This is a genomic window from Psychrobacter sp. ER1 (assembly GCF_048631835.1).
Lineage (GTDB): Bacteria > Pseudomonadota > Gammaproteobacteria > Pseudomonadales > Moraxellaceae > Psychrobacter.
The window spans coordinates 1,145,769-1,172,736 of the sequence record NZ_CP184640.1; the positions used below are offsets into that span (position 1 = coordinate 1,145,769).

Below are 26,968 nucleotides of genomic sequence, written 5' to 3' on the forward strand. Positions count from 1 at the left end.
TCTGTCCTTACCTATAAATTTTTATACTTCAATTGGATTTAGTAAGACCGCTAATAATTAGCAAATAAATAATTCAATAAATAATAAATAATTTAAGGACAATACTATGAGTAACCATGATGCTATCGATCGCAGTGAAGTAAAACATATGTCAAAAGAGACAAAAGAAGATTTAAATGCAGACATCATTACCGGTGAGCCAGGCTCACATCCAGTAGGTACAGGTATCGGCGGTGTAGGCGGTGCAGCTGCAGGTGCAGCTATCGGCACAATGGCAGGTCCATTAGGTACGCTAATTGGTGGTGCTATTGGTGCTATCGTTGGTGGCGGCGCAGGTCATGCAGCAGCAGAAGCTATTGATCCAACTCATGAAGAAGCGTATTGGCGTGCAGAGTATGCAAATGCTGACTACCATAGAGAAGAATACGATTTCGACCGTGACTTGCATCCAGCATATGCAGTCGGTTATGCGAACCGTGCTCGTTATCCAGTAGATGCTCGTTTTGAAGATCATGAAGCAGATCTAGAGCGTTCATGGCACGAAGTAAAAGGTGAGTCTCGTATGGAATGGAACGAAGCGCGTCAAGCATCACGTGATGCATGGAACCGCGTATCATAAGACAAGTTAAATAATTAATAGAACGGTTAGGCAAACAGCTTGGCAACCAATGCATTTAGTAATTAGCTAATATTAGAGGTTGCTATACCATTACTTAAAATAGATTAATTGTATGTCCAATTCTATTAGTAAATCTACTTATCAATATTTGTGCTATTTTGAAACTTCCAAAGTTTAACTTTGGGAGTTTTTTAGGCATAAAATTTGCAACGTATACACATACGTGAATATTATGCACTATAATAATGAGAACGATGGGGAATATATGAGTAATAACACTGAAGGTAATAAACAGTTTTATATCGCAACGGCCAACCTGCTGAACTTTGCGAACCCTAATCGAACTTATTATGAAAATGCGCCAGCTTATAACGATAAAGCCTACGAACATAAGCTGCGAGGTCTTACAGATTTATTGGCTAAAGCGCATGCTGACATTATCGCAGTACAAGAGGTTTGGGATAGTAATGCATTAGAGGCACTGGCTATTTCACTAGGTTTTAAGCCCGAGCATGCGGTCATTCCACTTGCAAGTAATGATAGCGCGAGTATATACACCAAAGGCATGGGTGCACAGAATACACCTGCTGTCGGTATTATCAGCAGATTTGAGCAATTAGAAACCAGTTTACTAGAAGATATAGCACCAAAAGCCATTATTGATGTACCTGATATCGGTCCTTATCAACGCTTCAACCGTCCTCCATTAGTATTACGTGTTGACGCGTATGGACAGCCCATTACTATTATTACAGCGCATCTAAAAAGCAAGCGTGCTTTCTTCTTACGTGACGAAAACGGTGATTTATTAGAAGACATGGACGATCCAAATATTCGAGTTCGCGCCAAGCTTCGTAGTTTGTGTATGCGCGCGGCAGAAGCGGCCTCTATCCGTATGTCTATCATAGAGCGATTGCAACATACCCGTGAACCATTGATTCTATTGGGCGATATGAATGATGTCACAGGTAGCGTGACTACTCAGTTGATGACAGAAACTGGGGAGGTTAATTACGATAAAAGTATGCGTGATGTTGCACTTTTTGATGCTGCTCGGATTCAGGCACGATATGGCTGGATGAAAGATGTTGCCTATACCCATATATATCAAGGTATGCCAGAAGTTATCGACCAGTTATTTGTCTCAGAAGAGTTTTTGCCTGATAGTAAGTTTTCGCTCGGTCATGTTGAACGAGTCGATTATTTTAATGATCATTTGAAATGGGACTATGACGATAGAGTGACCGATCATGGTATTATAAGGGCGAAAATAAAACTCAAAGATTAACTTTATAAAATTAGACGGTTAGCTCTATTAAATTGCTGAGCGTATTATTGTTTTTAACCTATTCATGTCCCTTGCTTGATGCTATACAAGCGTTTATGATGCCTCTGCATTGAATATAGTAGTGACCATATAGGCTTTATATTTTAGCCAACAGGCAACTATCCTTGATTTGAGGATAATTACTATTCGATGAAAGTTATATTTATAAAATAGGGCGTAACATTAAGAGATTTACAATGAGCGATAATAAAGACGAAAAGATCGAAGATGTGTTGGTAGATTCGGAATTGGCAAAGAAGCTTGTACCTAATAAGTTTAAGTTTACTAGCCAGCAAGGTCGTGCACGTCGTCAAAAACTATTGGCTGGTGCCAAAAAGTTGAGCGAAACGCATGCTATTAACGATATTACGTTAGCAGCTGTGTGTGAAGAAGCGGGCATACCAAGAGCTTCTGCTTATCATTTCTTCCCTAATATTGAAGCAATATTTTTAGCATTACGCTTTTTAAATGCGATTGAAATATTAGAGATGGTAGAGACGGTCGATATTGGCAACTATGATAGATGGCAAGGGTATCTAACGGCGCTTATCGATCGTTGTATTACGATATTCCATAACGATGAGACAAAAGCAAAGCTTATCTATGACACCAATACACCTGATTTCGAAGGTGACAGCTTCGGTGAAGATATGGATCATCAAATTGTTGATCTGGTCTATAAGCGTTTGTCAGAGCGTTATGAGATGCCAAACTTCCATGATATCCAAGATACCTTGTTGATTGCTTATAGCATCGTAAATGCTATCTTTACGTTGTCTTATCGCCGTCATCAGAGTATTACTGAAGAGTATATCCAAGAAGCAAATACAGCATTTATTGCTTATTTACGTTGTTACCTACCAGAAAAGTTGCCACGTAAAAACCGATAATTGAGCTTACTTTAAACACGAAAAAGCCGACAAATATGTCGGCTTTTTTATGTTTAGTTTTTAGCATAAGATTAGAAATAATAGAGATTAATATCTCTAATAAAACAGCGACTATTCTAACGGTTAGATGTCAAATCTTGTCCACGGCAAGTATCATCGCTCGCGTCTAAAGGCGAGTACTGTTTATGATAACTGACTATTGACTTCTCTAGCGCTACATTGGTCTGTGAGTCATTGGCATTGACGTAAGCTTCGCGGGCCTGTTCAAGCCAGCGATCAGCCATGCGAAAATGCATACCAGATTCGCGCCAGCCTTGCGCACATTGATTGGTTGCTGCCCAAATCAAAGCCACTTCACTAAAAGCCATCTCACGTGGTGCTGACGCTATGCCATCACCGTCTTTAAGCGCGCTTAAAGTTGCCCATAGATCAGGACGCATCAAGGCAGAGGTAGACGGAATATCTTGATGCAAGCCCAATTCTTGTACCGTATCATTATCTAGCGCTTGCAATATAGGCTCTGCCATTTCTAACGCAACTTGACCAGCGGATGAGCGGCTATTCATACTGTCTTGATGAATGGCATAGTTCAACCACGCTTGCGCTTTATAAGCGAAATACTGTTGAGCGGCTGTCTTGTCTTTTTGTTGATAGGGTTTTAACTGCGTGACCATACAATTTAACAGGCGGTGTTGTTCGCTTTGATATCTATAAGAGCGTGCTTGAGTCTGACTATCATCACGGCAGTATTTAGCCATGCTAGTTGAGTTAGCTACTTGGACAGTCTCACTCTTAGCTAAAGCTGGCTGCATAAAGGTTAACGAGAATAAAGCTGATAGTGTAACGCATACTGAGCGCTTGAAAGATGCTGCATTGATGGCTGAATCAAACATGGTGTAAACCTTATGTTAAGGTAATAAACGTTGGTATTATTTACCATTACTAGGGCTGACTTAATTGTTTACTAAATGACAAAATAATTTGTCATAAGACAAGCATGATACTGTCATAAGGATATACTTACGACAATATCATCCAATTAAAATGCAGAATGGCTGCTTAGACGTTGGTTCTTACGTGGGTCTTCACGTTTGAATAAGTCTTCATCGAACTTAAAGCGCAATCTAAAGTAAGCACCTTGCTGAGTACTGTCGTCATAAGCAATATCTTCATCTTCAAAGCCCATGAAGTTATAACCAAGTGATAACCAAAGGTTGGTCATTGGGCTATAACCCACTTCTGCACCAAGCATATAAGCCAAGTCATTTGCCTGATCATTCCAGTAAGTACCTGCTTGTAATCCAATATCCCAGCGCTCACTGATGTCATAAAGACCGCGGCCATAAACAGCGTGAGCCGTGTTATCGCTGGTTAAGCTATCGGCTTCGTATTCTGTATACTTACCAGCATAACGTCCAGACAACGTTAAAGGACGCGTAGGATGGTAATTACCATTCCATGACCAAATCATGGTGTCTTTTTGATAAGCGTCATCGCCAGTATTATTATCATCCAAACGATATTCAAATTTTGCAAGCATATCTAACTGATTGCTATCGTAGTCACGATACGCAGCACCTAGCTGAAAACGATTGATAGTGCGATCACCATCGCTATAGTCAGTACGTGAATAGATATCTTTGGCTAAGAAGGTAATCTCATCAGTATAGCGATAGGCGATACCAGCACTACCAAGTAGCGTATCACTTGTTTCACCCCAACGTTTTTCAAAACGTCCTGATGCTTTATAATTCTCTTTGGCAAGATATTCAACACCGATACCTGCCGCTGTTGCAGTGTTACTTTCTTCACCTTCCAGAGATTCAACACGCTCAAATAAAGTGTTTAAGGTTAAACCTTCTTGGACATACCACTTGTTTTTTAGACCAATAGCTGCTTCTGCCTCACGTGCACTAATGGCATCGCGCATGCGGTATTCGCTATAAACCTTACCATCTTTCATGTAAGTCGCGTCAAAACCAAAAACAGTACGTTGGCGCTCATCTGTATCATCAAGACCATAAGTACCAGACAGGCTATTAATCAAATCATGACGAGCATATAGACGACCCAAGTCCCCAAGTGCTGTCTCACCGCCGATAGAAGTCGCATTACGTGAGCTATTTTCGATATCTTGCTCATACTCTGCAAATACCAAGCTATTATTCAACTTAGGTAGACGAGAGGTAATACGAGCGCGAACAGTCGTACCTTCAATATCTTCTTCAGCGTTACTAACGCTGCTCAACGCTGACTGATTGATTATGTCATCATTAAACAGAGTGTCGTCTGTAATATCTACAACGTCTGTCGCGGCTTGAGTATTACGTGAGGCAGCAGTCGCGTCTTGTTTGTAATAACGAACCCCAATTTCACCAACGATGTTCTCGCTTAAACGATGCTCAACGCTTGCTTGCACGCCTTCGCGGCTAGCGTCAGTAGTATGCTCTTCTGTGCGTACGCCTTCTAACTTAAGAGCGGTCTGCTTATCATTTAGAGTATGAGTAACCTCTACACCAGACTCAGTACGTCCAGCAGTAAGTGGTGATGCACCAGTGACAAAACCTTCGTCAGCATCATTATAATAAGCTTTAGCTCGCGTATTTTTCTTATTATCAAAATCAAGCTCAATACGTAGTGCGTTGCCTTCAACATTACTATCAGTCAGTTCTGTCGCGTTAATTTGATTGCTTGACTGAAAATTTGGATTCTCAGCTTTGTTCATCGCATATTCAGCGACCAGCTTTAGCTTGTCATTGAATTTAACAACACTATTGACACTAGCCAACTCTTCTTTGTTCAATGGGTCATCGCTATTCACATAGCTACCACCGATGGCGACTTTATTCGTTAGTTGCTGCTTCGCTGCAATACCACCGACCAAATAATCTTCACCACCTTCATCAACTTCTACAGTGACACGGATATAGATAGGATTGCCCTCGATGTCTTGACTAGCAATCGGTACCGTCAAGAATAAGCTACGGCTGATAGGGTCAATCTCATAATCAGCAAAGCGAGTAAGCGTCTCACGATTGATAATAAGCCCAGGGTTGTTGGCGTCACGAGTAATAACTTCAACCGTTTCAGAGTTTTCTAATACCGCATCGAAGTTCTCAGCCAATGGATATGGGCCTGAAATGCCCAAACCGCGAGTCTCATTTACCCGTTGGCTAGTACTGGTCTCTGCTAAAAAGGCAGTAACACGAGTGTTGCTATCTTCAAATTGAGCTTTTAGACCAGTTAATGTACGGTTGTATTGACCAAGCTTGATACCTTCATCGTTATCAATTTGCGTTTTTAAATCACCATACATAGCGAACGAGCGACCTTTATCAAGGCGCACGTAAAGCTTGCTAGTAGACTGCGCATCGAAGCCTTTGGCTGATGAATCGCCATAGACAGGATAGTATTCGCCCGGATCGATATCACGGAACAAACGCTCGCCTTTTTTATCACTATCATATGCAAGCGTAAGCAGAATAGTCGCCGCGTACTTTTCCTTTGAGGAACATCGCAGCACGACCAGAAGCTGTGTAATCATCGTTACCAGCAAAGTCATTTAGCTCTTGCTCAAATGCACCTTGAGCATCAGTAATGCTGCTACCATCAAAGTCTTTTAGTGAAATAGCGCCTTCTACAATACCAACAGCAAGTAGTGGACGTAGTTGAGCGGTGAACTGTAACGGAATGATTTGTTTGCTGCTACCAGTGTCAATTACTAGCTCGCCCTTACCTGGTACGCTAGGTGCAATTACGGGTATTAATAGCTCACCACCAGAAACAGTGATTTGAGTGCCTGCTTTATCTTGACTGTCATCCTTTAGATTGATACGACCGATATTAGTATCAAGCGTAAGAGAAGTAGTACCAATATAAGGACGATTATCGCGATCTTTTAGGCTGATGACGACTTGGTATTCACTAATGCCATCAGCTGGAACTAACTGTGCTTGAGTACGGTAGTCGATAGCTTGTAAGCTATCAGGAGTTAATACCTTAATCGTCTGCTCAGAGATGACCTGACCATTTATATCAGTCGCAACACCACGTAAGGTGTTCTTGCCGCGCTGTAAATCAACAGCATAGTAATCGAAAGCCGTTACATTCTGTTTTTCTTGCTCAGCAGTTTTACCGATCTTCTGTTCTGATACAGCTTTGCCGTTGGCATATAGTGTGAACACAGACCCAAGCGGTGCCTGAACCTGTACCATTTGTTTATAAGTGCTAAGCTGCTGACCTTCGTTCAGGTTAATGAAGGCAACATCGTTACTCGCCACTTCTTTCAAGTATTCTTCGAGCTCTTTTTCTACTGGCGGAGCAACAGTGGTCACTGTCATATCAACACGGCTATCTATTGGATTGACCATTTCATTAACGATAGCCGAATCACAGTTATTACCAAGGTCTAAGTCACCATTGATGTTACAACCACTAGCATCTACATTGTCAGTAGTATCGGTATCATAATCAGGATCTAAAGTCAGCTCGGTTTTTACCGCTTGCTCTAACGTGTCATTTTTAGCTTCTACTAATTTGCTACGAGCAATTAGCTCAGCGTTTAAGCGTTCAGTGCTATCTGCCATGCCACCAACGATTGCAAAATCCGCACGATGTAATTCGCCGTACTTCAAATCAACAAAACGACTACCGGCATCACCAGCATTACGATTGCTTTGGGTAACCAGTTCAGTCTCTCTAGGGATAGTAGTACGATCGACCTTTAGTACGTGTGTTTTGGCACTGATACCATAGAAGTTATATTTACCTTCAGGATCAGTCACGATGAAGTTGCCGTTCTCCATATAGATACGTACACCAGCGACACCAAGCTCGCCGTCTTCTTTTGCTGAATACCGTCGCGGTTGATATCATGATAGACCTTACCAACGATAATACCATCAGTATTCATAACGCCGCGCTCTACATCAATCTTCCACTGCGCTTCTCTTGAGCTTACGCTTTGACCTTGTTCATTTCTAGCAATTGCGGTGGCGCGGTTAATACCATCGCCGCCTAGCGATGACGCACCGATGAGCACACGATAAGTAACTTTTTACTTTCGCCAACTGCCATGTTTCCTAAGTTCAATACCTGATATTTACCATCAGCTTTAAACTCAGTGGTCTGCGCTTGGTTGATATCAATATCAGTCGTTGGACTAACACGTACACTGTTCTCAACGTAGTCAAAACCACGTGGTAAAGCGTCTTTTAGTTGTACATCGTAAGCAGTCGATTTGCCGTTATTGGTAATATCGATGGTATAGCTGACATAATTACCAAGCTCTGCAGTTTTGACATCGCTTTCTTTAGTGACAACCAAACTGGCACTATTATCAATTATACTTACTTGAGAACTCAGATCCTCGATAACTACAGTAAAATCGCTATTACTTGGTAGCTGATCAGCATCTGTACCAACAGAAGGAGCAATACACGCTTCTAGACTAGCAGTTAAAGTATCGTTAGCTAATGTCTGAATGAACTTATCATTAATAGCATTGGCGTTGTTTTGTGTCGGTGCAGTTAGACGATATTTGCCTGTATTATTACCAGTTTCAATTCCTTTAAGAGAATAGGTATCACCTGTTGCAGGAGACTTAACGGTAATCCATACTTGATCAGGCTTATCAGATTGTACATTACAGTGCGCGTAACTGGCATCAATATAAACGTTGTCGCCGATTTGTGAGGTAGTTTTAGTACCGTCAAATTGAGGCGTGGTAAAGTTGATTTTAGGTTCAACAATAACCAGTCTGTCAATTGCTTCGACAGCTGCTATTGATGGATCTTCTAGTATGATAGCGCCAATCTTTACATCAGCGGTATCGCCATCTTCACCCTCGGCATCTGATAGAGCCTGTACGATAAGCTGAATACTCTCACTCTGACCAAGTTTGATCTGAGCGCTCAGGTTATCGAGCATGATTTGTCGATCTTCTGAATCGACTTCTCCGTTATTATTAAGATCTTGATAGACCTTTAAATTAGAAACAGTTGGTGATATAGCAAGTGTCAGCTCAACAGTCTGACTACTATAGCCAATATTACTAAGAACATTGACCCAATTCACCAATGTATTGGGTGCGACAGTACGCAAGGGTTGCTGAGTTAAATTAATACCATATTCAGGTAAGGTAGAGGCTTTGACTTGAACTTGGTTTGAAATGCCATTTTGTTCAATAGAATCGACGTCATAAGTTGCATTAGCAATGTTATTGATAGTTTGTACGAGAGTGCTAGGCGCAGCAGACGCCATATTTGATTGCATAAGCAACATTGCAGCTGTCAGCGCAGAGATCTTCGCTGTATGCAACGTAGTACGATTAGACGTTGAGTATGTAGTCATATGTCGCTTATCCAATAAAACATAGAAGAGTAGGTTAGTAACGCTCCAGTTTGGCTAACCAAAAACGATTAGGTCAAGCTGGAGCGTTAGACTATAAGTGTCTTGTGACGCTTATAGTCTTTGAAATATTAAATATAAATTAACGATCGTTTTTGATTTTGATTTTAAAAGTCAAGGTGCCAACGCCGCCAGGAACTATAGTAAAGTTAGTGCCAAGAACAGCAGCACTAGTCGTACTAGGCGTGCCTGCAGTAGATGAAGCAGTCGCAGAAGTAGCAGGTGAACCAGCTACTAAATTTGCACCAGCTGAGAAGTTAGACAACAAATCCGAGATGGTTAAAGCGTTAAGATTAAAACCTAACGCTGTTGAAGAAGTGTTAGTTGCCTGAATACGATAGATGACACATTGATCAGGTTTCGCCTCGAGCGCAGTCTGAACAAAGGTACTTGCAGCAACCGTACCTGAACAAGTCTCATCTAATGCTTGAGACTTCACTAAAGTTAAGCCTCTAACGTTAGTCGTATCAGTCACTGAAGTAACAGCAGGTGGATTAATACCAGCAGGCGTTAGCGTTACAACAGAAGTTTCAGTGCTACCAACAGCTGCAGCATCATCAACAGTTGCAGGAGCAGCTACATTGCCAGACGACACATTGTAGTTGATCGCTAATTTGCCACCAGGTGCAATACCATTTGGAAATTGAGCAGTTGGTAGTGTAGTGCTATTAAGAGTATATGTATTACCACCAGCAACGGTAGGTTGCAGTGTTATAGTAACCGGGGCTCCACCACCAGGCGGCGTATAAGTAGCACTAACAGGACCAGTAACAGGTCTGACACCCACATTATTGCCACCATCGGCAATAGTGAAAGTCAATGGGTTAGCATTGGTACCTTCAGCATCTTGACCGCTGTTAGTAATGAGAGTTGAATGAGTCGCTTGACTAGCAGTACCTGAGGCAGGGGAACTTCTCTAGTCGTTGGATTGCTCACTACAACCGCTCGTCTGGTAAAGTTAGTCACACCAGCAGTATCTATACCAGCGCCGTTACCTTCACCTGCATCATCAGGTATTCTAGTAACGCCTATAGTGCTATCTGTACTATCCAAAATGTTATAGTCAGTATCAAGTACAGGAGCAGCAATTAACGGACTAACCGGACCGATGAACTTATCGTAGACTTCTGCGTTGTTAGTTACTGAACTATTAGCAGCTGTAAACTGAGTTTTATCGACGTTAACCGTGAAAGTAATCGTGCGACTTGCGCCAACAGCTAAGTTCGCTACGGCAACATTAATAGCTTGTTGAGTACCAACAGTAGAGATCGTCGCGGTACCAGCACCAGTTACGGTCACATCTGATGCTGTGCCACTAGGCAAGCTCAAACCTGCAGGAAGGACATCTCGGATGACAAAATCAGTCGCAGCAGTACTATAGTCAGTAGTCGCGTTAGTGACTACGATACTATAAGCAATCTGTGGGTTAGCGACTGTCAAATCGACAGTACTGGTCGCTGTTTTTGTAATTTTGAAGGTAGGCAATCTCACGATAGTTTGGTTTTCGTTCACCAATGTCGCATTTGCTGGAAGATTAGCAGTAAAGAAAGTACTGGTCGCTGTTAATGTGCCTACACCTTTGTCATTACCGTTACGAGCGGCTGGTGTAGCTGCTTCGTAGCTTAAGTTAGCTCTGGTACCTGGTTGTAGTCTAATAGTACCACCGTTGGCTAGGGTACCTGTCTCCGCTTGAGTTCCTAAAGCGGTGCGCTGAGCAGAAGTCAAAGCAGTGCCATCTGCTTGTACAATCGTAAACGTGACAGGCGCAGTACCTAAAGCATAGTCTGGCGTAGCTGTTACTAGTGCTGAGTCATTACCTGTGGTATTAACGGTATAAGTATCCGTCACGTTACCCGTATTGGTTAAGGCATGAGTAAAGGTAGTCGTACCACCTGGCGTAGCAGTCTGATTGATAGCAATATCGTCACCAATGCTACCATCATCAACAGTCGATACGAGTGCAAAGTTAGCTGTTTCGCTAACGCTTACAGTCACTGTGTTAGAAGTAACGTTTGGCTGAGCAATGCCAGCAACGCTATAGTTTGCGGTTGCGACGTTGGTAATCGGTGCTGCTCCTGCACTAATACCACCAGTAGTATTAGGAGTAGCTGCATTAGCGGCAGTAGAGATACCCATTGCAGCCACAACACCTACGGCTAATACTGAATATTTAAAAGAATTTGGTTTCATGCAGTAAATCTCCGAAAGATTAAATCAGTAAGGGTGAAGGGTTATTTGTTAACGACAGTATTAAGGGCAACAGCTGCTGCCTTTTTTGCGGGTAGTAATTTGATGTTCCAGCGTAGCGTACGGTATTCAGAGTAGGGTACTTTAACCATTTTGCCATCGACTTTGCGCATTAGCGGCATATCAGCATAGTTTTTGCCATCAGTGCTGGCTTGCGCGCTTGCTGGCATCGCATCACCAGTAAAGGTCATGTTGGCAGGAATGGGTAGAGTTACCATCAGATCATTAATATCTTTATTAATGGTATTGGTATAAGTTGCCTTGTACTGAATGACAGTACCTGCTGGTGCGGTACGTACTGCCGTATATACTGTCTTACCATCAGCATTTTTGATGACTTGATTGGCAGTCAGTTCCATCTTTAGAGCATCTTCAGCATGCGCGAGGCCTAACATGCAAGTAGAAGCAACCGTTGCTAATAGAACATTGCGTAGAATCTTGAAACGTTTCATATAAAATCCTTTCTTATACCGTTGCTATCATTGGGATATTGATGCTTTGGGCTCCAGTGAGGCTGTCTATAACTCGATATCAGGCTCGTCTGTAAAAAGCACACATCTCCCTTTAAGCTATTGTCACGTAACCAATACAAACTTTCATTATAAAGACGACAAATGGTATTTCGAGATGACCAAACGGTAAAAGCCCTATCTAGGAAGATAGGGCTTGATTGAGTATTCAGTAATTTGATACACAGGTGTTTAGTTACTAATGGTAGTACCATATTTAGTATTAAAACGAATGGCATGACGGCGAGTGGCTGTTGTAGTGGCACCTAAAGAAAAAGTATTGGTAGTCACTGTACCGTTGTTACCAATAGATACCGAGTTTGTTGCAAATGATGGAGTGCCGCTATTTTCACCAATAGGTGTTGGATTAACTAAGGTAGAGGTAATCAGCGAATTATTAGAGTCATTTTTACTCTGTAGCGTATCCTTGATAACAATATCTGTCAGAGAAACATTGCCCCGGTTGATGGCTTCAATTCTATAAGCGATACATTGTCCTGGCACAATGCCAGATATTGGTTTTATACTATACGCGCTGTTAGCACTACCTTCATAATTGACACCAATTGTAGCAAGGTTATTTAGACTACAGTCATGAACATACTGACTTTTGATTAATACTAATGCAGCATTTTCTTGGATAACATCACCGAAATCATTGCTAGGATAGTTGTACTGACTATTAATAATGTTTATTTGTCGCACATCGCTTGTCGTGTCTACAGAATATGCATAATTGCTAGGTTCATTCTGAGTGACACAGAGTCTTGTGTAACTGCCAACTTGTGCAGATGTCAAATTGAAGCTGTAGGTACCGTCACTATTGATATTCACTGTTTGAGGCGAAAACGTCCCACTATCACCAGCACATTTATTCAAAGTAATGGTGTGACCAGTGGTAAAAGGGATTCCAGATTCAGTTGGTGAGTCATATCTACCATTAAAATAAAGACTATTATTTAGATATTTAGTAGAGACATCATCTTTGGCTGGAGATGTAATTTGACCGTTATCGTTAAATACAATACCTGAAAAGACATAATTGGATCTGTCATTTGTGATTGTACATGCCCAATTATCTCCGTACGTAAGCTTTAGATTTTTTGGATCTAAAGTAGTAACGGTTGTACCATCCGATCTTCTACATGCATATAACGCAGTATAATCTACTAGGTTGGTCGTTCCTGAGACGGCTTCTGTCAGTGTATAGGTCTTGGCAGGGTTCACCTTAAAGGTTCCTGTAGTGCCTGTACCCGTAGTAACTGTATTGCCTGAACCCGACGTAGTGACCGAGCTGATGCCGTTGGTAACAACCGAGTTATCTGCATTGTCCTTGATTTGAACAGTAAATTGATCGGTATTTGTTTTACGAGAAGAAGAGAGAGCTTTAGTATATGTTAGGCGCGGCTGTGGTAGGTAGCAGTAACCATCAAATACAATGTTGATCAGCTGATCACCAGGGTTACCTACAGTGCCAGTAGTATTATCGTAGTATTCTAGGTTAGGGTTATTGCCATAAGACACATCTACTCTAACGATAGGTTGATTAAAAGCAACGGATACTTTACATCTTTCATCTACAGAATCTGTACTACATAAAACGCTACCAGTAGTAGTTGTTTGACGATAGGGTGCAGTAGTCGTTATTCCGATGCCTCTATATGTCAAAGTTGGCGTCACACTAGCACCCGCACTAGTAAAACCAGTGATTGTTACTTGGTCGGAAAACTCGAAATACCTAGTACCTGCTGTTGTTCCTCCGTTTCCTGTCCCTGTACCTAAATAGTTCACATCTATATCATAAATACTTAAGCTGACATTGGTAAGGGCTTGAGATTCGTTGGTGAAACTGTTTTTAAAAGTGTATGAGACCGCACGAGACGATCCCTTATTAGTAAAATCCTGAAAAAATTCAAACGATTGAAGGTTGCCTGCTAGCGTCTTAGGTCTATAAAAATTTGAGCCGCCAGCATCTAAACTGCCAGTAGTCACTAAACTGTTAGAAGCAATAGTGTAACTTTCACTTCTGAGACCGTTTAAAAGTTGGTTTACACCAAGGATAGGTGGCGATGCTGTCGATCCTAAGTTACTGTAATCAGTGCTTGCAAACTCATCAGAAATGTAACCAGCAGGACATGTTGTTATCGCTGCAAAAGCTAAATAATTAGGTAGCAGGATTAATAAGGATGGTAGAGCTATCCAATGCGTTACTCTTGACTTTAGAGTCGATGGTATAATATACGGGTTCATAATAGCTCCGAGAACAAGGATAGAATATACATATAATCTTATAATAAGAATAATACTTAAATCACAATTAATATACACAAATGAGACGAATGTCTATTTATAGGGTATGAGTAACAAGAAGTGTATTTTCGATTAGTGTATTTATTAATTAAAAAAGCAGATATCTACCGCTATGGACAGCAAATTTCATCTACCTATTACTAAAATCTTGGTATCAACGGAATAATGGTTAATAATATTTACCTAACAACTAATCATTATTTATTTAAAAAATACTTGTTATTTCATCATTTCTCTACAGCCATAAACAACTAGCCCGTAAACGCTTATAATGGAATGTCATAGTCAAATAACGATTAAACGAATAGCTATAGCATTATGACGATTTGATAGGTGTGTTAATTTGATGCATTTGTCGGTACAAGTAATACTATTTTTATAATCAAGCTGTATATCATCGCACAAAACAATGGAATGCTTGGACGTAGCAAGGATGTCATAAGTAAACCAATCTCTCATCATGCATTTTTCAATGAAGCCCTGCCATTAGGTAGGTATGACTGATATAAAAGGATTAACAAGAATGAATTATTATAAGGATGCTGATAGCACCGAAACTCAGGAATGGCTGGCAGCCTTTGAGTCTGTGGTCAAACACGCAGACAAGGACCGTGCTCAGTTCCTCCTAAAAGCCTTATACAATATGGCAGTTCAAGAAGGACTGCCGTTCAACAGACTAGACACTGCGTACGTCAATAGTATCGCTGTTGAAGACGAGCCAATGTACCCAGGCGATCTAGGCATGGAGCGTAAGATTCGTGCACTGATTCGCTATAATGCGCTTGCCATGGTGATGCGTGCGAATAAAAACGATGACGATTTGGGTGGTCACTTAGCGACATTCGCGTCTAGTGCCACGCTATATGAGACAGGTTTTAACCATTTCTTCCGCGCTGCTAGCGATCACTTCGGTGGCGACATGATCTATTATCAAGGTCACTCAGCACCAGGTATCTATGCACGCTCTTATCTAGAAGGTCGTTTGACCGAAGATCAGCTTGATAACTTCCGCCGTGAAGTAGGCGGCAAAGGCCTATCGAGCTATCCGCATCCATATCTCATGCCTGATTATTGGCAGTTCCCAACGGTATCAATGGGACTTGGCCCAATCATGTCTATCTATCACGCCCATGTACATCGTTATATGGAGAACCGTGGCTTGCTAGAAAAAGAAGGTCGTAAGATTTGGACATTCTTAGGTGATGGTGAAACGGATGAGCCAGAAAGCTTGGGTGCTATTTCTCTGGCAGGTCGTGAGAAGCTGGACAACCTAATATGGGTAGTCAACTGTAACTTGCAGCGTCTTGATGGTCCAGTCCGTGGTAACGGTAAAATCATTCAGGAACTAGAGTCAGTATTCCGCGGCGCAGGCTGGCGAGTCATCAAAGTTATTTGGGGTGGCAATTGGGATTCATTACTTGGTAAAGACCATACGGGTGTGCTTAAACAACGTATGGAAGAAGTGGTGGATGGCGAGTATCAGTTATACGAAGCGCGTACGCCTGAATTTACTCGCAAAGAGTTCTTTGGTAAATATCCAGAGCTAGAAGAAATGGCAGATGCGCTGACTGACGAAGAAATCTCACGTCTGAACCGTGGTGGTCATGATCCAGTTAAAGTTTATGCTGCCTTTAGCGAAGCTATGAAAACCAAAGGCCAACCGACGGTTATTTTGGTTAAAACTGTCAAAGGTTATGGCTTGTCTGCCCAAACGCAAGCAGTCAACAAATCGCATCAGGTGAAGAAGCTTGATCAAGAAGCGTTGATGTATTTCCGTGATCGTTTTGATTTGCCATTTACTGATGAGCAGTTAGAGACCCTACCGTTCTACCGACCTGAAGAAGGTTCGGCGGAGATGAAGTATCTAAAAGGTCGTCGTGAGTCGCTAGGTGGTCATTTGCCAAACCGTCGTAGTGGTCATATTCCATTGAATATCCCTGAGTTATCGATGTTCGATCGGGTATTAAAAGGCAGCAATGGTAAAGAGCAATCTACAACGATGGTATTTGTGCGCTTGCTATCTGCGATGCTCAAAAACAAAGACATCCAAGATCGCGTCGTACCAATCGTACCTGACGAAGCGCGTACGTTTGGTCTAGAAGGTATGTTCCGTCAGCTAGGTATCTACTCGGCTGTTGGTCAAAAATATACGCCAGAAGATAGTGAAGCATTGATGGGCTATAAAGAAGCCATTGATGGTCACATGTTAGAAGAAGGTATCAACGAAGCAGGCGCAATGAGTACTTGGATTGCGTTGGCAACCAGTTATTCTGTGAATGCATTGCCGATGATTCCAATGTATATCTACTACTCAATGTTTGGTTTCCAGCGTGTGGGCGATTTGGCTTGGGCGGCAGGTGATTGTCAGGCGCAAGGCTTCTTGTTAGGCGCAACCGCTGGCCGTACGACACTTAATGGCGAAGGCTTGCAGCATCAAGATGGTCACTCACAGATTCTATTCAATGTCGTGCCAAACTGCGTCAGCTATGACCCTTGCTTCGGTTATGAGCTAGCTGTGGTTATGCATGACGGTCTACGCCGTATGTATGGTGAAGGCGAGCGCGTTTACTATTACTTGACTTTGATGAACGAAAATTACGAGCAACCTGCCATGCCAGAAGGTGCAGAGGAAGGCATTAAGCGTGGTATGTACTTGCTTGAAGATAACGGATCTGCACAAGTACAACTATTAGGTTCTGGTGTTATCTTACGCGAAGTACAAAAGGCATCACAAATTCTAAAAGACGAGTTCAATATCACCTCTAACGTCTGGAGCGTGACCAGCTTCAACGAGCTGACTCGTGATGGTATGGATTGTGATGATTACAATCGCCTACATCCAATGGATGAAGAAAAAGTGCCATGGGTTACTGAGCAGTTAGCACCGCATGAAGGTATTGTGGTTGCAGCGACAGATTATATGCGTAACTATTCAGAGCAAATCCGTGCTTGGCTACCAGACAACCGTCCTTATACGACTTTGGGTACGGATGGTTATGGACGTTCTGACACGCGCGAAAACCTACGTAGCTTCTTTAACGTGGACGCTGCGCATATCGTTGTTGCAACGCTTAAACGCTTAGCCGATGAAGGCGAAGTTGAGATGCGTTTGGTTAAAGACGCTATTTCAAGCTTAGGTATTGATGTGGATCATCCACCCGCATGGCAACAGCAGTCTTACTATGACCAGTCTCCAGATGCACCAGCACCAGGTAACGTAAATCCAAATCCTGTACCTGAATTTATCGCTGAAGACGATGATGAAATCAGTAATGAAGGCCGTGCTGAAGATCAAGCAGATGCAAACGTACTTGATGATAAAGATGTCAAATAATAATAACCATAAGACGAGGAAATAAATCATGGACATTAAAGCCCCCGATTTAGGTGTGGATAGCGCCGAAGTCAGCGAGATTATGGTAGAAGTTGGTGATGTCATCGCAAAAGACGACAACATCGTATTATTAGAATCTGACAAAGCATCGGTTGAAGTACCAAGCTCTGCTGCTGGTAAAGTGACTAAGATTAGCGTTGCTATCGGTGATCAAGTTAGCGAAGGTATGGTGCTAATTGAGCTTGAAAGTGCAGAGGATAGCGTAGAAAGCAACGATGACAATGCTGCTGAAGAGCAAGAAGCGAACAGCACAGACGATGTTAAACCAGAATCAAAACCTGAGCCTGCTGCAACTGAATCAAAGCAATCAGAGTCTGCTGCCAAGCCAGCCGCTAATGCTGGTAAAGCAACTACTCATGCATTACCTGACTTAGGTGTTGATGAGGCACAAGTTTCTGAAATTATGGTTAGTGTTGGTGATACTGTTAGCGCTGAGCAGTCGATTTTGCTAATCGAATCAGATAAAGCTTCAGTTGAAGTACCAGCACCAGTTGCTGGTAAGATTGAGAAAATCTTGGTCGAAGCAGGTGATATGGTTGCTAACGGTCAGGACTTTATCGTTATCATGGCGAGTGGCACAGATGATGCTAGTGATAGTGAATCTGAAGCTCCTAAGCCACAAGAGTCAGCACCCGCCAACACAGAAGATAAACCAGCTGCTAAAACCACTGGTGAGCCAAAACAAGCTGCCAAACCGACCAATACTGATACAGCTGCTAGCAAAACAGAGGGTAAATTAACTGAAGCACAGGTCAATGAAAAATTGGTCGATGTGTATGCAGGTCCTGCCGTTCGCAAACTAGCGCGTCAGTTAGGTGTGGATATCACACAAGTGAATGGTTCAGCTCTAAATGATCGCATTCTAAAAGAAGACTTGTTTGCACATGTTAAGAGCAGTCTAGCCAAGCAGAAAGCAGCACCTGTGAGCAGTAACGCTGTTGGCTCAGGTCTACCGAAACTGCCTGACATGAGTAACGCTGAAATCTGGGGTGAGACAGAAACGCAAGACCTCAGTCGCTTGCAGAAAGTCTCGATACCACAGCTCAACTACAATACTTTGCTACCGCAAGTAACGCAGTTCGATCTGTCTGATATCACTGAGACCGAAAAACTACGCGGTGAGCTAAAAGGTGGCATGAAAGCTGAAGGTATTGGCTTTACTATCTTGGCCTTTGTGGTTAAAGCAACTGCTTACGCATTGACCCAGCATCCACGATTCAACAGTCATTTAAGCGATGACAATACTCAGGTCATATTGCGTAAAAGTGTCAATATGGGTATCGCAGTGGCAACTGATGATGGTCTTATCGTACCTGTTATCAAAAACGTACAAGATAAAGGCCTGAAGCAAATCGCAATTGAGATCGGCGAGCTTGCTGTAAAAGCTCGTGATAAGAAGCTCAGTACCAAAGATTTGCAAGGGGCAAGCTTTACTATATCGAGCCAAGGTAACTTGGGTGGTACCGCCTTTACTCCACTAGTCAACTGGCCACAGGTTGGTATTTTAGGTGTCTCTGAAGCAAGTATGCAGCCACGTTGGGATGCTAAAAACAAAGCTTTGAGCCACGTTTGATGCTGCCACTGTCTTTGTCTTATGACCACCGTGTGATTAATGGCGCAGACGCTGCTGTATTTACTCGTTATATCGCAACGCTATTGGCAGATCCACGTCGTATCTTGATCTAAAGCTAACTAGCAATTAGAAAAGACTGCCCACGGGTGGTCTTTTTATGGAGATTATTTGTTCTTACAGGTTATTATCTATTTTTATAAATAATTGCTTAGTAGCTAGAGTAACTAGTAATAGCCATCATTAATGGGCACAAAAAAGCCAGCCTGGTAGCTGGCTTTTATTACACATAATATTTTGACTAATTTAGAACTGTTTAACGAATGCTACGCCATATACCCATGGGCTAATATCAATCTCACCAGCATCTACGCCGTCCAACTTAGCATCGGTTTTGATGTCCTTGTAGCGCGCATCGATACGGAAAGATTCAGTAGGTGCATATGGGATGTCAAGACCGATATGACCAGCAACACCCACGCTATCATCAAGATCTAAATCTGCACCATTAGAAACTCTTTCTTTAAAGAAAGTGGTGTAGTTCACACCAACACCAACGAAAGGCTTCACATTCATAGGCAGGTTATAGCCATCGAAGTGATACTGTACAGAGAGAGTAGGTGGCAAGTGCTGTGTTTTACCTGTTAAAACTTTTGTACCATCAGCACTATTTAAATCAAAATCATGATGGAATGGAAGCGCCGCTAGTAGTTCGACACCAACGTTGTTAGCGATAAAATACTCACCACTGATAGTAGGACGTACATCACCATCAACATCAACAGATAAACCGTTATCTAGAGTACCATTGTCACTTTTAGGATCAACATAGTGTGCACCAGCAGCAACAGACCAAGTACCAGCTGGGACAGCAAAAGCAGTTGTCATTGTAAGTGCAGCAGCAGTTGCTAAAACTAGGGATTGTAGTTTCATCATTTCATTCCTTAACGTAATAGAAAATTATCAGCAGTGTTCTAATGAGGGATGGCATTAGCTACTGATACACAATGTCCTGATTAATGTTTAATCTGTAACATTTAGTCTCTATTATAGTACGAAAATCATTATTGTTGGTAAGGTTTTAAATATAAATTAGCAATGTTTCTGCAATAAATTACATTTACGTGTAATTCAATTGTCTACAGTCTATAATTAAACACAACAAAAGCTGCTTTTTAAGTAAGTGTCATTGACGTAAGTCGGTATCTCTTATTTACGATTCAACAAGAGGTGCAATATATTATGCTTGGCTATTGCAGTAACTCCCCTCTACGCTGTACGAATGCGCGTACGATGAAAATACTGAATCAGGTAGACTCTTGTTGTCCTGAATGTCACTTGTTTTTGATACCTGCGCAGGATATTAGTCAGCAGCTTCGCGCTGACGAACAGTTCTTGAGGTTCTCTATCCTACTAATTGTGTTTATACTGCTTGTATCAGTCTATATTTATTATCTGCATTTTGTATAGCCGATAGTCATGGCTGATAATGGACAGGTCAGTACCAAATGAAGCGTTTCTGATACAAATCATGGATGATTGCTGCAAATATATCCTATGTCCTGTGATGAAAGTTTGGTTTTTATGGTTTGACCGTTGTTTTATTCTATTAATATCAAATCGGTATTTCACCGCATAGGGCTGGCATGTTATTCCAATCTATACGGCGCTTGCGTCATTTTGTTTATGATATTTTACAAAATGAAGAACATGACACGTTATTTAGCCGTTACGTTGATTATTTTCTTATATTTTTGATTATGACTAACGTAGCGGCTGTGATAGCCGAGTCTGTCGATCAGTGGTATTACCCTTATCAAGATTATTTCACCTTATTCGAAAACTTCTCTATCGTTGTTTTTTCTGTTGAGTACTTATTGCGTTTGTGGAGTGTCGCTGAAGCCAAGCCTGACAATACGACGTGGAAACAGCGTTGGGATTGGATTAGAAGCCCATCAGCGTTGATTGATTTAGTAGCCATCGTGCCCGCCTTTTTGAATTTCTTTGTCAACATTGATTTGCGTTTCTTACGTATTTTACGTTTGTTTCGAATCCTAAAATTGACGCGTTATTTTGCCTCAATGCGTATCTTGCTAGTCGTAATTAGCAAGGAAAGAGGTTCGTTTCAAGCCGTTATCTTTATTCTTATTATTATGATTGTGACTGCCTCTAGCGGTATTTATTTAGTGGAGAATCACGCACAGCCAGACGAGTTTGAGTCCATACCTAAAGCGATGTGGTGGGCTGTGGTGACACTGACAACCGTAGGCTATGGAGATGTCACACCAATTACTAATGCGGGCAAAATATTGGGTGCGGTCATTACGATATTGGGCGTAGGTCTCGCAGCACTGCCAGCTGGTATTCTAGCGACAGGATTGGCAAATGAGTTGGCTCAGCGCCGTGAAGAGCTTGAACAGCATTTTCGTGAGCAGCTCATTGATAGCGACTTTGATCTGGTACAGAATCAGATGATGATTGATAAAATTCGTCGAGAGCTGGGTTTAGATAAAGAGCAGGCACAAAATATCGTCTTACAGGTACTTCGAGAGCAAGAGCTTGAACGGCGTGAGAAAGAAGTTGAGACGCGCCAAAAGAACTTCTGTCCGCATTGCGGTGAAGTTTTATAGCGAAGTGTAAGATGATTTATGACAGGTAGGTTTTTAGCAATTAATCGTAGTTAATATTTTGACCATAAAAAGAGGTCTTGTGTTTACATAGCATAAGACCTCTTTTATATGCGATTACTAGTTGCTGTTATATTCCCTGAGGAATAGGCAATGCACGTGCTAACTCATGAGCTACTTCTTGTGCTGCACCTGCTAGATCTTCTGCAGTAAGTGGTAAGTTTTGCAATGTTAAATGCCAGTCGTCAACAGATCGACGCAAATGCGCTACCCATAGCGTGGTGCAGTCGCGTGGGAGCTGCTTAAGGTTGACTTCAAAACAACGGTTTCCTTCATCGTCACTCAGATGAATTTCGCCTTTTTTCACCCTAGAAAACGAATGGCCATGGTATGAGTTGGCAATTAAACCAATATGAGTAATATGAGCGGGAATTTTTCGAGCTCCAATCTGATTTGCTCTTGATCAAGTGGGGCAAGATACATGGCTTGTTCACCGCGATCCTTACCATTTAAGCTGTCACCTTGATGCTTGACCGACTCAGCTTTATCTCGTAATTGTTTAAACCAAACAATGTCACTGATGACACAGTTATCATCATATAACACACAAGCCAAATCAATATCCATCGCGCTTTGATTTTTCTTAAAGCGCTTAAACATGCCTTTTGGCTCAATTTTGGTAAATTCATAATTGAGCGCAAAGAACAAAGTCCCTGCATCTAGTCCCAGTCCTCGTAAACTATCTGACAACAGTGGTGATGGGGCAGTGGTCGACATAACTTTCCTTTTTTATTCTTAGTTTTTAACTGTTATCTAGATTTGGTGTTTGCTTACTTAAGGTGTGCGGATGTTAGCCTATCTCAGGTCAGTGATGTCACTCACTGATTGCTGTCGAAGACTTATCTAATACTGCTTGATAGAGCAGCTCAGGCTTAGCATCTAATAACCCACTACCAAACCCACGTAGCCACCAGACCAGCTGTGAGGTTAAATTAACAGTGGCTTTGACAGTAAGGGTGTTATCCTCATTTAGCGTCACGGTTTGATTATCATTAAGCTTACTTTCGGTCAGACTCTTACCAGCTTGCCTAGTGAACCTAAGCTCAACAGCAGTATTTTTGCCACGCTCATCCAATTCGCCAAACAGTGGGTGACTAAAGCCCATGCTGCCTTCATCCAAATACGTATCAAGTTGGAAGTTTTCTGGCGTTTTTGCAGCGGTTTCGAGAATCTCAACACTATCAAAACGATGTAAGGCAAAGGTGCGAATGGTGGCTTCTGGGTCGTCGGTACGAGTTGCCAGTAGATAGATAATCACGCCACGCTGGATAATTGCGATTGGATTTAGGACGTATTCGCTGGCTTGTAATTTGTTGCTACGAGTATAACAAGCATGAATTTGCAGCTGATAAAATAGCGCGTGGTAAATATTGTCTTTACTGTCCAAATCTATATCTGGTGCGATGAGTGGCTGTGTGGCAGGCTCAATACGCACTCTGTCTATCCAAGAGTGGGTCACTTTGCTGTTTTTGAGCTGTCGCCGTGCTAAGTCAAACCAAGGAAATAATTCATCTAAGATAACAGGTGGCAGTAACTGGGTCAGATTGGCCTCGACCATATTAAAGGCAACCGCTTGTGATAAGTTCATATGCGGCAAGCTTTGTAATGGGGCATCTTCTTTCCAGCGCCATCCTTGTGGATTGGCATTGTTTTTTTCGATAGGGAAGCGTTTGGCAAGGGCATTCAAATCGCGTTGGACAGTACGTAGGCTGATATCAAAGCCTGCCATCATCAGCTGCTCATAAATATGCGTGGTACCTACCCAGCGATTGCGCTGCAGCTGTGATAGTACCTGCCATTGCCGAGCAGTCGTTGCCGCACCATGTCGATTGTCATTAATATTGGCGGCATTGGCCTCTTTTGAGGTGCCAGTGTCTACAGCTGCAAGCGCACCTGCCTGTTCACTAGGATTGGACTGAGCTTGGATGTTATCAGCATCAGTAGGATGTACAGTCATTAAGAGATACCCTTTATGAAGTTACAAGTCGGTTTCTGGCACGATATTGCTCGATCAGGAACCATTAATCATCGCAGAAAAGCAGCGTAGCGTCTAGCGACGTTCATGCATGTGTATGTTTATTTAATAGTTGCTATTCGATGGTTGCTGCTCGATCTAGCCATAGACATAACAATGAATCTAGTCGAACAGCAATGTGCGTGCGTATCGGTAGTACTGTTCAAATTTTAATTATCATCCTCATCGATAGCTGTTGTCTGACTATCGTTTAAGGTGTCATCAATAGGCTTAGCATCGCTTTGCTTGTTACTTTCCCCGCTGTTTCTCTCATTACTTTTCTCACCTTTTCGCTTTTCTTTTATTCTCTTATCTTCTTTCTTTTGACGTTTTTCTTTACGCTTTTTCTTCGCTTTCTTTTTGGACTTTTCATCATCGATGTCATCAGTGCTTTCTTGGTTTTCATCCCATAGCATCAGACGGCTTAATACTTTGCCAAATAAAGTATCTTTACGATAACGGCCTTTTTATTCATGGTGTCGATGGGCAAACCAGTCATCAGCGTCAGGGCTTCACTTAGAGTATAGACGCCATAGATATGAAACTGACCTCTATTTACTGCATCGATAATGTCGTCACGTAGCATCAGTTGTTTGACATTGGCCATCGGAATGACAACGCCTTGATCGCCTGTTAGCTCTTGCTCGCGGCAGGCGTCGAAAAAACCTGCGATTTTAGCATTGATGCCACCAACTGCTTGTACTTCGCCTAGCTGGTTCATAGATCCAGTAATCGCAAGAGACTGATTGATAGGGACGTTTGCTAACGCGGATAGCAATGCACAGCCCTCGCTAACAGTAGCACTATCACCATCGATTTGCGCGTAGCTTTGCTCGAACGCCAGTGAGGCACTAAAATTCAGCGCATGATGTTGACTAAACAACGCACGCAAATAGCTGGTCATAATCAGCATGCCTTTGGCGTGTAAACTACCGCCCAAGTCTACATCACGCTCAATATCAAGAATTTCACCTGTGCCAATATTGGGCTGAATGACCGCAGTAAGCCGTGCTGGCATGCCAAACTCACTATCGGCATAACTGACCACGGTTAATGCATTAACTTGTCCGATAGCATCGCCTTGCGTTTGAATCAGCTGTTGGCCGTTTTTAAGCTCATCCCAGTACAGATCGCGCAAATATCCTGAACGCTCATCCATGTCATCGATTGCTTGAGTGACGTGATCTGCCGTCACCATAGTCTCATTGTTTAAGCGAGCGTGACGGTTTGATTCATGCAGTAGTTTAATCAATAAATCACTGTGTAGGCTTAAACGATCTTGTTCTTCAGCTTGCAGGCTTAAGTGCTCAAGTAGTGTGGCCTGCGCGCTGCTCTCAAACGGATAAAGGTCGGCATAGTCGATGATATCAGCCATTTTTGCGACCAATGCCAATTCATGTTCAATGGTACGAGGCACATCGTCATGAAAGTCAGCGCGGACTTTGAATACCGCATCAAATTCAGGCTCAAGCTCTAGCAGCTCATAATATAAATCTGCTTCACCTAACAAGATAACTTTGATATCTAAATCAATAGGCGCTGGTGAGAGAGATAAGCTACCGGTTAGCGTCAGCATTTGCTCTAGACTAGACAGTTTTATTTTTCGTGATTGTAATGCGCGCTTTAAGCCCTGCCATGCATAAGGATGCTCAAGGACGTGGCTGGCTTCTAACAGTAAGTAGCCGCCATTGGCGCGATGTAGAGCACCTGCACGAATCATACTCACGTCAGTGGTTACTGTGCCTAATTGGGTGATTTGCTCGACATGCCCCAATAAATTGAGATGGGTTGGCAAATCTTCAAAAACCACGGGTGCGCCACTGTCAGGTGTGTGACTGACAATAACATTGACCGCATAACGACTGGGCGTCGTAGCCAATACTGCCGTCACAAACTCTTCATCATCGCCATTAACGATACGCTCTACGTGAGTGACCATGTCATCAAATACAGCCTTGAGATATGCCACGACAAGTGGATGAGTCGCAAACTGCTCATAAATAGGAGTAAATAATGGCTGTAAAGCACGTTGGGCAATACTACGATGTAATGCCTCTATCTCATCGTTGGCTTCGTCTTCTAATTGCTCTAAAGCAATGGTCAATTGACTCAGTCGCTTTTGCATATGGTTCTTTTGTACAAAGTTATTCAGCTCAGCTTCATACTCATTATTGCCATATGTAGAACCTTTGTTTTCCTTACTTTCAGTGTTTTCATCGCTCAAAATGTTAACTTTTTCGCTATCATCGAGCTTTTCTGAATCTTGACGATTGCTAGGTATTTTTATTTGCTTGTCATCATCGCTATTACTTTCTGTAGGCAGTTGACTAGGATGAACAAATACTGCTTTATTATCGAACGAGCGAAACGTTAATGCTAGGTCATATTGTTTGCCTTCAGCATTAAGCGCGTCATAGGCATGACTTTCTTTTTGATGAGTACTGTTTTTGATGGCTTCGATTTTGCTTTGGTATTGATCGCTACGAAAGCGTTGGCTTAAACGCTTTTTTGCTTGCTGCCATAAGTTATTAACTTGCTTCTGTAATAGCGAGGCTTGACCAGCTGGTAGACGCAGCGCCAATGGTGTGCGTGGATCGGTAAAGTTATGCACATATACCCAATCATCAGGCGTCGGTGCGTCGGCGGCAATACGCGTCAAAAGACGACTAATCACAGTACGTTTGCCCAAACCGTTTTCACCAGCGGCAAACACATGATAACCACTGGCTTTAATATCCAGCGCTGTATGTAATGCTTTAAGCGCGCGTTGTTGACCGAAGCCCACATCTAAGTCGGGCGCCGTGCGTGTGTCTGTAGGCAATTCATCAGGGTCGCTATAGCGTTTTAATTGCTCAGCGGAAATGCGACAATTTTGCTGAACTTCTGTGAAGATAGGGTTTGGGGTATCAGGTGCTGTTTGCTTAGTATTTTTTGTATCGGTAGCAGGTACTATCATATTGTTAGCGTCTTTTGATACTTGCGATATAGGGGTG

The 26,968-nt window shown here is 42.3% G+C and carries 22 protein-coding genes; 7 read left to right on the top strand and 15 right to left on the bottom strand.

What is annotated here, in order from left to right:
• Positions 1-106 precede the first annotated feature (106 nt).
• The 3 genes from ACOBWA_RS05265 (at position 107) to ACOBWA_RS05275 (ending at position 2,836) form a co-directional block, all read left to right on the top strand.
• A complete protein-coding gene (locus ACOBWA_RS05265) occupies positions 107-619 on the top strand; it encodes a hypothetical protein (protein ID WP_057759401.1) in 513 nt (170 codons plus the stop codon).
• Between the two features lie 265 nt (positions 620-884).
• On the top strand, positions 885-1,907 hold the full coding sequence (locus ACOBWA_RS05270) for an endonuclease/exonuclease/phosphatase family protein (protein WP_420230399.1): 1,023 nt from the start codon (positions 885-887) through the stop codon (positions 1,905-1,907).
• Positions 1,908-2,143: 236 nt separating this feature from the next.
• Positions 2,144-2,836, top strand: a complete 693-nt coding sequence (locus ACOBWA_RS05275) for a TetR/AcrR family transcriptional regulator (RefSeq protein WP_057759404.1) — start codon at positions 2,144-2,146, stop codon at positions 2,834-2,836.
• 116 nt (positions 2,837-2,952) lie between these two features.
• Here the strand turns inward: ACOBWA_RS05275 and ACOBWA_RS05280 are convergent, their stop codons facing one another.
• The 9 genes from ACOBWA_RS05280 to ACOBWA_RS05320 all read right to left on the bottom strand — a co-directional run bounded on the left by ACOBWA_RS05280 (position 2,953) and on the right by ACOBWA_RS05320 (position 14,250).
• On the bottom strand, positions 2,953-3,729 hold the full coding sequence (locus ACOBWA_RS05280; RefSeq protein ID WP_420230400.1) for a hypothetical protein: 777 nt from the start codon (positions 3,727-3,729) through the stop codon (positions 2,953-2,955).
• A gap of 146 nt (positions 3,730-3,875) precedes the next feature.
• The gene (locus ACOBWA_RS05285; RefSeq protein WP_420230401.1) at positions 3,876-6,380 is read right to left on the bottom strand and encodes an outer membrane protein; all 2,505 of its coding nucleotides are present in this window, start codon (positions 6,378-6,380) and stop codon (positions 3,876-3,878) included.
• A complete protein-coding gene (locus tag ACOBWA_RS05290) occupies positions 6,298-7,641 on the bottom strand; it encodes a hypothetical protein (protein WP_420230402.1) in 1,344 nt (447 codons plus the stop codon). Before ACOBWA_RS05290 ends, ACOBWA_RS05285 begins: the two co-directional genes overlap by 83 nt.
• Positions 7,617-7,877: a hypothetical protein gene (locus ACOBWA_RS05295; protein WP_420230403.1), complete on the bottom strand. Its 261-nt coding sequence runs from the start codon at positions 7,875-7,877 to the stop codon at positions 7,617-7,619. The genes ACOBWA_RS05290 and ACOBWA_RS05295 overlap by 25 nt, the downstream gene beginning before the upstream one ends.
• A complete protein-coding gene (locus tag ACOBWA_RS05300) occupies positions 7,853-9,187 on the bottom strand; it encodes a hypothetical protein (RefSeq protein ID WP_420230404.1) in 1,335 nt (444 codons plus the stop codon). Before ACOBWA_RS05300 ends, ACOBWA_RS05295 begins: the two co-directional genes overlap by 25 nt.
• A gap of 139 nt (positions 9,188-9,326) precedes the next feature.
• Positions 9,327-10,064, bottom strand: coding sequence for a hypothetical protein (locus ACOBWA_RS05305; protein ID WP_420230405.1), 738 nt, complete (start codon positions 10,062-10,064; stop codon positions 9,327-9,329).
• Positions 10,061-11,434 (bottom strand): hypothetical protein, encoded by a 1,374-nt coding sequence (locus ACOBWA_RS05310; protein WP_420230406.1) that lies wholly within the window; start codon positions 11,432-11,434, stop codon positions 10,061-10,063. The genes ACOBWA_RS05305 and ACOBWA_RS05310 overlap by 4 nt, the downstream gene beginning before the upstream one ends.
• A gap of 41 nt (positions 11,435-11,475) precedes the next feature.
• Positions 11,476-11,943 (bottom strand): hypothetical protein, encoded by a 468-nt coding sequence (locus tag ACOBWA_RS05315; RefSeq protein WP_420230407.1) that lies wholly within the window; start codon positions 11,941-11,943, stop codon positions 11,476-11,478.
• Positions 11,944-12,192: 249 nt separating this feature from the next.
• Positions 12,193-14,250 (bottom strand): hypothetical protein, encoded by a 2,058-nt coding sequence (locus ACOBWA_RS05320; RefSeq protein WP_420230408.1) that lies wholly within the window; start codon positions 14,248-14,250, stop codon positions 12,193-12,195.
• 583 nt (positions 14,251-14,833) lie between these two features.
• On the opposite strand from ACOBWA_RS05320, the gene aceE reads away from it, so the two are divergent.
• The 3 genes from aceE to ACOBWA_RS05335 are packed head-to-tail and all read left to right on the top strand — an operon-like array spanning position 14,834 to position 19,390.
• Positions 14,834-17,644 carry a pyruvate dehydrogenase (acetyl-transferring), homodimeric type gene (gene aceE, locus ACOBWA_RS05325; protein WP_420230409.1) on the top strand — a complete coding sequence of 937 codons (2,811 nt, stop codon included), beginning with the start codon at positions 14,834-14,836 and terminating at the stop codon, positions 17,642-17,644.
• Between the two features lie 28 nt (positions 17,645-17,672).
• The gene (locus ACOBWA_RS05330; RefSeq protein ID WP_420230410.1) at positions 17,673-19,277 is read left to right on the top strand and encodes a 2-oxo acid dehydrogenase subunit E2; all 1,605 of its coding nucleotides are present in this window, start codon (positions 17,673-17,675) and stop codon (positions 19,275-19,277) included.
• Positions 19,277-19,390, top strand: coding sequence for a 2-oxo acid dehydrogenase subunit E2 (locus ACOBWA_RS05335; RefSeq protein ID WP_420230411.1), 114 nt, complete (start codon positions 19,277-19,279; stop codon positions 19,388-19,390). Before ACOBWA_RS05330 ends, ACOBWA_RS05335 begins: the two co-directional genes overlap by 1 nt.
• A gap of 190 nt (positions 19,391-19,580) precedes the next feature.
• On the opposite strand, the gene ACOBWA_RS05340 is transcribed toward ACOBWA_RS05335, so the two are convergent.
• The gene (locus ACOBWA_RS05340; protein ID WP_420230722.1) at positions 19,581-20,207 is read right to left on the bottom strand and encodes an OmpW/AlkL family protein; all 627 of its coding nucleotides are present in this window, start codon (positions 20,205-20,207) and stop codon (positions 19,581-19,583) included.
• A 713-nt stretch (positions 20,208-20,920) separates the two neighbouring features.
• Between ACOBWA_RS05340 and ACOBWA_RS05345 the strand changes: the two genes are divergently transcribed.
• Positions 20,921-21,904, top strand: coding sequence for an ion transporter (locus ACOBWA_RS05345; protein WP_101205420.1), 984 nt, complete (start codon positions 20,921-20,923; stop codon positions 21,902-21,904).
• A 127-nt stretch (positions 21,905-22,031) separates the two neighbouring features.
• Here the strand turns inward: ACOBWA_RS05345 and ACOBWA_RS05350 are convergent, their stop codons facing one another.
• The 5 genes from ACOBWA_RS05350 to ACOBWA_RS05370 all read right to left on the bottom strand — a co-directional run bounded on the left by ACOBWA_RS05350 (position 22,032) and on the right by ACOBWA_RS05370 (position 26,931).
• The gene (locus tag ACOBWA_RS05350; RefSeq protein WP_420230412.1) at positions 22,032-22,268 is read right to left on the bottom strand and encodes a hypothetical protein; all 237 of its coding nucleotides are present in this window, start codon (positions 22,266-22,268) and stop codon (positions 22,032-22,034) included.
• A 35-nt stretch (positions 22,269-22,303) separates the two neighbouring features.
• Positions 22,304-22,678, bottom strand: a complete 375-nt coding sequence (locus ACOBWA_RS05355) for a TerD family protein (RefSeq protein ID WP_420230413.1) — start codon at positions 22,676-22,678, stop codon at positions 22,304-22,306.
• Between the two features lie 97 nt (positions 22,679-22,775).
• The gene (locus ACOBWA_RS05360) at positions 22,776-23,918 is read right to left on the bottom strand and encodes a helix-turn-helix transcriptional regulator (protein ID WP_420230414.1); all 1,143 of its coding nucleotides are present in this window, start codon (positions 23,916-23,918) and stop codon (positions 22,776-22,778) included.
• Between the two features lie 227 nt (positions 23,919-24,145).
• Positions 24,146-24,391, bottom strand: a complete 246-nt coding sequence (locus ACOBWA_RS05365; protein ID WP_420230415.1) for a hypothetical protein — start codon at positions 24,389-24,391, stop codon at positions 24,146-24,148.
• Between the two features lie 8 nt (positions 24,392-24,399).
• Positions 24,400-26,931, bottom strand: coding sequence for an AAA family ATPase (locus ACOBWA_RS05370; protein ID WP_420230416.1), 2,532 nt, complete (start codon positions 26,929-26,931; stop codon positions 24,400-24,402).
• Between the last annotated feature and the right edge of the window lie 37 nt (positions 26,932-26,968).